Source organism: Variovorax sp. J22P240, from assembly GCF_030316855.1.
Classification (GTDB): domain Bacteria; phylum Pseudomonadota; class Gammaproteobacteria; order Burkholderiales; family Burkholderiaceae_C; genus Variovorax.
Genome location: NZ_JASZYR010000033.1, coordinates 1 through 8,813 on the forward strand (window position 1 = coordinate 1; position 8,813 = coordinate 8,813).

Genomic DNA, 8,813 nt, shown 5'->3' on the forward strand with positions numbered 1-8,813 from the left:
CAAATCCGAAATCAACTCTGACATTACGTGCCCACGTTCTTGTACATGGGTACGTAGCCTCACACTTCGTCGCGCTCGAAGGAAGGGCGTGGTTTATTGCGCGCTTACGGTCTTCCCACCCGAACGCCACCTGCAGGATGTGGTGCAACTGGGCAATGTTCGTTTCGCGGCACACGAGCAGTCGGCGCCAAATCAGCGGGCTGATGTGGCGCAGCACTACTCGAATTTGGAGGATCGGCTGTCCGGAAGCGGCCCCAGGTTCCATGCCCGAAGCCTACTCTGCTGCAGCGCACACCCCTCACTTCTGGCTGCTCTCCTGCTCTCCTGCTCTCCTGCTCTCCTGCTCTCCAGGATGCGCGTGAGAAGTTGAAGGCTTGGCAGCATGGCTACAACCATCACCGACCGCATGGCTCTCTCGGCCAGCTGACCCCGAGTGAGTTCGTCAAAAAGAGGTCAGATCAACAAGCCGGAAGCCGCCCGACTCCAGTTTAGAAATGACCGGATAAGGGGGAGACGTCAGTGCCGTGGGATTGGCCGCGTATCTTGCGCCTACCCCGTCCTTGCCACCTGGCATGTTCTGATGGGTTCATCGGCGAGCCATTTTCGAACGCTCTACCTGTTCGTCCACGATCTCCAGCGCGCGGCCCACGTCCGGTGCCGCACTCAGTGAGCCGAATGCGCAGGTGACACCGACGCCACGGTGGTTGCGCCCTTTGGGGTTCGGGATGTCGTCGAACCCCTGGGCCTTCGCGTAGCGGTCGACTTCCTCGACGAAGCGGCGTAGCACAGCCGCCACGTCGTCATGCGCGAAGGCGCGACCCGGCAGGCCGGCCAGGATCGCGGAGAACTCATCGCCGCCCTGGCGGAAGAGAAAGATCTGGGCTCGCTGCGCGAGCCCGACTTCGAGCGCTTGGCGGAAGAAGTCGGTGAATGGCTTGAATATCCGTTCGCCCACACCTGACCAGTTGAGTGCGGCGTTCGCGCCGCTGACATTGCGGATGTCGAATGCGACGCAGAAGGCCTGAACCTTGTTCGAAAACGCGTAACGGAGCGTGAGCTCGGCCACGTCCCGGCGTCCGCGGTTCCAGTAGCCGGTCAGCTCGTCCTTGAAGAAGGCTTCGGTGCTGGGTCGGATTTCCTCGAAGTAAAGGTCGACCGGGGTCAGAATGACGGCATGCTGTTGCATGGACATGGTGCCTGTCAGGACCCGGCCTGTTTGAGGAAGTCCATGGGTTCGATCTTCACGATGCATTCTTCGCCATATTCCTTGTCGAGGAGGTACTGCAACGTGTGCCTGAAGTTCTGGATCTCCCTGCGCTCGAGCACCTCTTGACTGGCGGCAGAGCTTTTGAACTGCCCGGAAGTCAATTCAATAGTCTTGCGCGAAGCAAGCAGAGTGTCGGGAATGTCGATGACAGAGATCGCGGCGTTGTGCCCCGGTGCACACGTGTTCAAAAGATGGAAGGTGTACTTGCGTTCACCGGCTTTCACGTGAGAAATTGGCAAGTCCCCGACTTTGATCGGCAAGCTGTGCTTGGTAATTTCGCTGATTGAGTACGGAACCACAATATGGAGCGAGAACACGTCGTAGCTCAGTTCGTACTCCAATTCTGAGGATCCGCCCGTGAGCCCGGCCTTCTCCTTCTTGCTCACGGTGAGGTGCCGCCTAGCGCTGAGTTCTCTCACTACGTTGCTGATAAAGCTGTCGAAATAGCCGACGGCCAGCGAAGTCGACGGAAGAATTCCGATCTCGGGCCGGCGCAGTTCGTCGGCGATTGCCAGCCGGATCGATTCGCAGGCCGGCCTAACGGCCGCGAACAGGTCGCCGTCGTCCGGCTTCTTGTAGGTTGCCATCACGATGCCCGCGTTGTCTGAAATGACCTTCACGCCTTCCTCATGCAGCACGAAGGCGCGTCGGCGACCAAGGCGCCCGAGCGAAAGACCATGCTCAAAGACCACGTTGTCGCGCGCGGCCAAATATGTCAGGCCGCGGCTGGTCACGGCATCGTCCGGTGTGACTACAAGAATCGCGAAGTCGACCACGCCGAGCTCGTACAAAATGGATTCGAGATAGCTTGTGTTCAGGTGGAAGAGGCCCTTACGGGTCCACAGCTTCACGTCCATCCTAGATCTAAAGAAGCGCTGGACGGCTTCCGCGGTCGTGAGGCCCTCTTTGGACGAGCCGATGAACATCGTCGGCCTCGTGGTGCGTCGCATGGTGTGCTGGGCGCGCCGCTCAGCGCCGGAATCTCGCACGCAGCGGCTGATGCACGTGCGGGTCGTCTCGCCGCAGTTCTTTGATCTCGTTGCGCAGGCATTCAAGCCAACGCAACCGTGGGTGACGCTTGATGCGATCGACGTCGCGAACGAAGATCCCGAGGTCGGCGATGCGCCAGTGGGGCTTGGCCGAGGCGGGCAGCCGCTCGGCGAGCGTCGAGAGCGCGAGGCGGCCACGTTGGCGGTCATAGCTGTGCTCGGCGAGCATGTCGCGCTCGATGCTGGGCACCGAGGAGTTGTTGTGTATCGCGCTGAACAGTGACCGGCCCGGGTTGATCGGCAGGTGGAGCTTCTGCGCCGCGACCGCTGGCCAAAGCCAATGTTGCACGGGCCATCCCCACCACGCGGCGCTCCCACCGTTCGCGTCCACATCCCCCTTGCCCTCTGCCTTGATTGCCATAGAAGCTCCTACTCAACGCCCCATTGCTTTCGATACTAGCATCCAGAAGTCGGGGGTGAGAGAGTTGGATGACAACGACAGTTTTGAGTCGTTCGGGCGGGAATCCTGCTCGACTCTGGCGCCGCTGGGGCAGCCTCTGCCAGTGACATGAATGTCAGCGGCAGTTCACCCCACCAAATCGAACGCTCCCACCCCGAAAAGTGCGACAACCCCGGGGAGCAATCACCGTCGCCACCGAGAGCGGCGCTCGTAGAGTCTGCGCAGACGTCATCGGTGCCGAGTTGGAAGAACTGCCCGAGGTCGAAGTCCGTCAGGCGCGCGGGCCACGGTGCTGAGCTACACCAAGGAATGGGACGCGACGCCGCTGCCGACCATCGGCAATCAGCGGGCATTCGATGAGACGGCACCCGGGCTTGACTTGACTTTGCGACACTCATTAGAAACGTCCGGCGGTCCCAGCGGGAGGCTGCACTGAAGCGTCACGTCATCCAAAGGATTTGCACGTCTTCTTCTAGTTATTAGCTCATAAGATCCTTCCAATTCTGGCAATAGACCCTGAGGAACTTCCTTCACAATCTCTGGCCAAAAAACATATCCCGCCTGGGCTCGCCAACCATTAAAGCTCCATAGCTGCGACCGCCACCCTGGGCTCGTGTCGTTTTTAAAGGCGATCCACCCCTTCAACTCGTCGATTTGAAGATTCACAGGCGGCCTCGCGCCGAGGTCCACATTCTCGAACAGTGGAATCGGAGGAGGCAGATCAGCCGCCCCTTCAGGCGCGATCCAGAAAATATCAGCAACGAAGCTGCGATTTTTTGCACTAACCACTACACACAACGGACTGGTATTGTCCGCAACCCCATAAACCTTTCGCGTACTTTGGTCGTCAAACATAAGCTGGGGTGCTTTTTTGGCCACTGGTTCTGCAACTTATACAACGATGCCCCCTCATGCGTCGGTCGGCGCTTTGCCCTGCAGCAACTACATTTTGCAGCGAAAGGCCGCCAAGAGGCGCGGCACTCAGCGGAGCGGAATCCATATCAAATAAACGGAAAATTCGCCCCTCAATATCCAAATCTGTTGAATAGTCCGCACGTCGAGCCGGAATTGAATAAATACCTTTTTTGTCCTTCAGCCCAAAAATAGGCCTCAACATCGATTGATTTTTACGGACGAAGCCAACGCGATCGCTTGCTGGTCCAGTCGCGGCTGGAAGAAATGGGCCGTCCACGTTGTGGCCGGCCCTGCCAGGAAGCCGACGTACAAGAAGACGGCCTATGTCCGCGCGCGCACGGCCGAGGCGGCCGTTGCGGTCGCTCGTCGGGGTCTGTTCCCGACGCCGCCGAGATCGGCTCGCTTCGGCGCTCGCCGGGCAGGGCCGAGCGAGCTCGGCTGCATATCGACGTCCACCACTGCCGCAATCCAGCCCACAGAATAAGTCGGTCATGAACTTCTCGAATCAAATCACGTTGGCGCAGGTGCTCGAATGGTCGGGCGCGCTCGTCGGTCTTGCCGGTGCTTTCCTGCTCGCGTCGAACACGCGTGTGTCTCGCTATGGCTGGGTGGGCTTCCTGCTCGCGAACTTCCTCATGCTCGGTTTCGGAATCCTCGGTGGACACTGGGGGTTGCTGACGCAGCAAGTGGGTTTCATGGCCACGAGCATCATTGGCATCCACCGCAGCGGGTTGCTCACTGAATGCCGTTTGAGAAATCGCCGCTAGAACCTCTCGATTTGGCGCGGCTTACCGCGGGGACCAGGTTCATTGGCGCTGGGGGTCAGGGGCAGGCGCCGGATCGATAGGCCCACGCGCCGCAATCACGCCCGGATCACCGGGCAGACGCACGCCTTTCAGTGTTCGCTCAAACGCGTCCATTTCCTCTGCGGATGGTGGCCAAGAGGCGCCCGTGGCATCGACGTAGTCGGCAACGGCTGCGGCGTGGGCTTTTTGTTGAGGGTGCGTCGATTCGCTCGGTGGCGGGCCTGTGCGTGCGCGCCAATCACTGCCCCACACCTCATGCAGCGCGCCGAGCGCCACGATTCGATGTTCTTCGAGCACCGGCGGCATGTTGGGCGGTGGATCCTCCGGATCTCGTTGCACGTTGGCAGCGCCCGGCCGTGCCCCGATCAACCGACGCCACAGGAGGTCCCAGCCCGATTCGTCGAGTTGCTCGGCCTGTTGCAGCATCGCCAGGTAGCGCACGCGGTTGCCAAAGCGCTTGACCGCCCGCGGCGTGCCGCGATGGCCGCGCACGACGGGTGCCCAAGCTTCAAGCGCACGGGTGAATGCCGCCGAGTCACGTACGGCGCGCGTGTTTTCACGCAACCGCCAGACAAAGTAGCCCAACATCAGCAGGAGCGTCGCGGCAACCGGCAGCACGATCGCGGTCCACGCGATGCCACCATCCTCACCATGTTGCATCGATGGGACATAGACCGGCACCGCCGGCCCGCTGGCCGCTGCGGCCGGCGGTGCCGATGGAGCGACTGAGCGGGTACGTGAGCCTGAACTCAGTGGTGCCGCCGATGCCGCTGGAGGAGCTACCTGCACTACCGGGTCTGGCGCCGCGTGCCTGAAGCCGTCGAATTTCCAGCCGAACATGAGTCCAGCGGCCACGGCGAGCAACAGCCCCGCCAACGGAAGCAGCCCCGCCATGCCCTGGGCCGCTGCGCGCCAGCCATCGCCATGATCCTCCGCAGGCGCCAGCAGCAGGAGGTGTGCGGGGAGATCTTCCCGCGCCGGCACCTGCACTTCAAGGTTGATCAGCTTCTCCAGATAGTCCTGCGCATAGTGCCGACGGCGCTCGCGCTCCGCGTCTTCGGGATTCAAGTCGCTGTTTGGGTCATCGGGACCGGCCAGATTCAGTACCACCACTTCCTTGGCGATCTTCTCAAACGACATCGCCAATGCCGCTTGCACACGGTGCGTGGCCATCCCGAAGATCACCAGGCACCGCCCTGAACTCATCAGAAAGTTAACGCTCTCCATGACGGTCAGCACTGCTTCCGGCTTGCAGCGATCCAGGTCATCGATCACGATGACCGTCCGATATGGCAAAGCTTCCGCCACTTCACGGAACTGCTCGCCGAAGCGCGCACGAAAGTTGGTTACAGCCTGTGCGTCCTTGAGCCGAAAGTTCTCCGACAGGGTTGTCAACAGCACGGCCGGGTCAGACCCGAACGCTTTCAGCGCCCGGTAGACGGCGGTTATCGCCGCGATGAGCGTTGCGATCGGGGCCAGCAGACGGCTCCAGTCCCGTAGTTGCGGGGCCTCGTGGCCACCCTTGCCCGCGGAATCGACGCCGGCGCCGAACAGCGAATTCAGGTCGGCCCATAGGCGAGTCCATGCTGCGTTGTCATGGGCCGTAACGAAGGCCACCGTCGCAGCAACGGCAGCCAGACAAAGGAACGTCAACACATAGTGTTTGGCCGATCGCGTCCACAACAGCCTGAGCCGAAATGCGAGTCCATCCAGGCTGAGCAGCCGAGGCAAGCCCTGGTCGCGGACTGCGCTGAGCAGCGCGGCCAACAACTGATCGTCGTTCTGGTGATGCCAGGCGTTGAACCACACCGGCCTGCAGCCATAACGCTCCAGATCGCGACAGACCAAGTGCATCAAGCTGCTTTTGCCGCTGCCCCAGTCGCCGGAAATGGCCACGGTCAGCGGCGGCTCGGTCGCCTGGTTGCGCAGAAAGCGCGACAAGCCGCGCGCCAGCGGCCCGAATTGCAGCCGGTCCTGGCTGAAGTCATGCGCAGGTGCGTCCGACGCGCCCATCGCAGCTGCGCCGCTGTCTTGATCGGCGGTTTGCCGCCGCAAAGCTTGACGCACGAAGATCGGTAGCAGCAGCAGGCCGATCCAGAACCACGGCGCCGGGTATCGCGCGTGGCGCAGCGGCCAAGGCTTGGGGCGCCAAGTCTGGCCACCATCCTCGCTGTGCACCAAGGCCGGCGGGTATCCAACGGCCCACAGTCGCCGGGCGTCGTCGCTCATCCAGAGGGCCAAGCGCGACGACCCCACCTGGCTGTCACGCCGGGACCAGTGCTCACCGCCATCGTCCGACTGCAAGATGAATCCGCCGGCACCTGCTACAAACACGGATCGCCCTTGCGAATCGGCGGCGACCGTGTACATCGTCGGCATGGGACCCAGCTGAATCGGCGCCCAACGTGTCCCGCGGTCGGCCGTGGCCAGAATGGTGCCCAAACCGCCCACTGCCCAGCCGCGCTGGCCGTCAGACGCAAACACCACGGAAAATAGACTCGCCCGCACGCCGCTGGTCTGCGCCGCCCAGGTGCGCCCGCCATCCGCCGTGGCCACGATGGTCCCGGAATCGCCCACCGCCCAGCCGTGCAGGCCATCGGACGCTATCGCCACGGACCGCAGGAGGGACTGCACGCCGCTGGTCTGCGCCGCCCACGTGCGCCCGCCATCGGCTGTGGCCAGGATGATGCCGAGGTCGCCCACCGCCCAGCCGCGCTGACCGTCGGACGCGAACACCACGGACCGCAGGTCGACCCCCACGCCGCTGGTCTGCGCCGCCCACGTGCGCCCGCCGTCGGCTGTGGCCACGATGGTGCCGTAAGCGCCCACCGCCCAGCCGCGCTGGCCATCGGACGCGATCACCACGGACCGCAGGTCGGCTCGCACGCCGCTTGTCTGCGCCGCCCACGTGCGCCCGCCGTCGGCCGTGGCGACGATGGTGCCGCCGCCGCCCACCACCCAGCCGCGCTGGTCGTCGGACGCGAACACCACGGACAGCAGGAGGGCCTGCACGCCGCGGGTCTGTGCCGCCCACATGCGCCCGCCATCGGCCGTGGCCAGGATGGTGCCGGCAGTGCCTACCGCCCAGCCGCGCTGGCCATCGGAAGCGAACACGACGGCATATAGCACCTCGGACACGCCGCTGGTCTGCGCCGCCCATGTGCGCCCGCCGTCGGCCGTGGCCACGATGGTCCCGCCCTCGCCCACCGCCCAGCCGCGCAGGCCGGCAGACGCGGACACCACGGACCATAGATGCTCCCGCACGCCGCTGGTCTGCGCCGCCCACGTGCGCCCGCCGTCGGCTGTGGCCACGATGGTGCCGCCCTCGCCCACCGCCCAGCCGCGCTGGCCATCGGACGCGATCACCACGGACCGCAGGATGGACTGCACGCCGCTGGTCTGCGTCGCCCACGTGCGCCCGCCATCGGCCGTGGCCAGGATGGTCCCGGAATCGCCCACCGCCCAGCCGCGCTGGCCGTCGGACGCGAACACCACGGCCTGCAGGCGGGCCTGCACGCCGCTAGTCTGCGCGGCCCACGTGCGCCCGCCGTCGGCCGTGGCCAGGATGGTCCCGGAATCGCCCACCGCCCAGCCGCGCTGGCCGTCGGACGCGAACACCACGGACGATAGAACCACCCGTACGCCGCTGGTCTGCGCCGCCCACGTGCGCCCGCCGTCGGCCGTGGCCACGATGGCCCCGCCATCGCCCACCGCCCAGCCGCGCTGGCCGTCGGACGCGAACACCACGGACGATAGACTCACCCGTACGCCGCTGTTCTGCGCCGCCCACGTGCGCCCGCCGTCGGCCGTGGCCACGATGGTCCCGGCATCGCCCACCGCCCAGACCCTCTTCGCATCAGCCGTTGCGTGAATGCCATACAACGCTCCTGGGGCGGAGGGCAGCCGCGCAGAGGCATTCGTTTCCAGCGGATAACGGAACCAGTCCCAGACCGAACGCGCCTCAGCGGCCTGCAGCGGGCGGGGGTTGGGTGCTTGCAGCCAGGCTGTGGCGCTGATCAGCACTAGCCACGCCACGGCGAAGAGGGCCCAGGCGGGCCGCAAGGCAAAGCGGCGGCGGTGCAGAGCACTCGGACTTGCGTTGCCCGACGCCGGCGAAGGCTGATGCGACTCCATCCTCGACCTCCTAGCCTTTCAAATTGGCCGAATGTTGCCCTATGTGACGCACAAACGGAACGCGGCCCCGCCACCAGATTGATCCGCGCTCTCTGCCTAGATTGAGCTACGACAGCATTGCCGACCCTCGTGTTGATGTCCCAGCAAGTGGTGTAAGTCTTCCTTCACTCGCTGCGCGGCAAGGCGCGTAGGGCGTAGCCCGAAGCGGCTTGCCGCGCAGCGACCGCTCTCTTCGGGGGGGG

7 protein-coding genes are annotated in these 8,813 nt (G+C 64.0%); 2 read left to right on the top strand and 5 right to left on the bottom strand.

Going from position 1 to position 8,813, the window contains the following annotated elements; genetic code table 11:
• Positions 1-265 (bottom strand): IS1096 element passenger TnpR family protein (locus QTI24_RS31600; RefSeq protein ID WP_503011338.1); only part of this gene is annotated, 265 nt, incomplete at its 3' end.
• A gap of 59 nt (positions 266-324) precedes the next feature.
• Between QTI24_RS31600 and QTI24_RS31605 the strand changes: the two genes are divergently transcribed.
• On the top strand, positions 325-492 hold the full coding sequence (locus QTI24_RS31605) for an integrase core domain-containing protein (protein WP_353506133.1): 168 nt from the start codon (positions 325-327) through the stop codon (positions 490-492).
• 94 nt (positions 493-586) lie between these two features.
• Here the strand turns inward: QTI24_RS31605 and QTI24_RS31285 are convergent, their stop codons facing one another.
• From QTI24_RS31285 to QTI24_RS31295, 3 genes are read right to left on the bottom strand one after another with little or no spacing between them, the layout of a single operon-like run.
• Positions 587-1,192 (bottom strand): nucleotidyl cyclase domain-containing protein, encoded by a 606-nt coding sequence (locus QTI24_RS31285; RefSeq protein WP_286605817.1) that lies wholly within the window; start codon positions 1,190-1,192, stop codon positions 587-589.
• Between the two features lie 8 nt (positions 1,193-1,200).
• Positions 1,201-2,193, bottom strand: coding sequence for a TIR domain-containing protein (locus QTI24_RS31290; protein WP_286605819.1), 993 nt, complete (start codon positions 2,191-2,193; stop codon positions 1,201-1,203).
• A gap of 43 nt (positions 2,194-2,236) precedes the next feature.
• On the bottom strand, positions 2,237-2,677 hold the full coding sequence (locus QTI24_RS31295; RefSeq protein ID WP_286605821.1) for a hypothetical protein: 441 nt from the start codon (positions 2,675-2,677) through the stop codon (positions 2,237-2,239).
• Positions 2,678-4,122: 1,445 nt separating this feature from the next.
• On the opposite strand from QTI24_RS31295, the gene QTI24_RS31300 reads away from it, so the two are divergent.
• A complete protein-coding gene (locus QTI24_RS31300; RefSeq protein WP_286605823.1) occupies positions 4,123-4,398 on the top strand; it encodes a hypothetical protein in 276 nt (91 codons plus the stop codon).
• A 39-nt stretch (positions 4,399-4,437) separates the two neighbouring features.
• Here QTI24_RS31300 and QTI24_RS31305 read toward each other — a convergent pair whose 3' ends face one another.
• Positions 4,438-8,460 (bottom strand): YCF48-related protein, encoded by a 4,023-nt coding sequence (locus QTI24_RS31305; protein WP_286605824.1) that lies wholly within the window; start codon positions 8,458-8,460, stop codon positions 4,438-4,440.
• Positions 8,461-8,813: the final 353 nt, after the last annotated feature.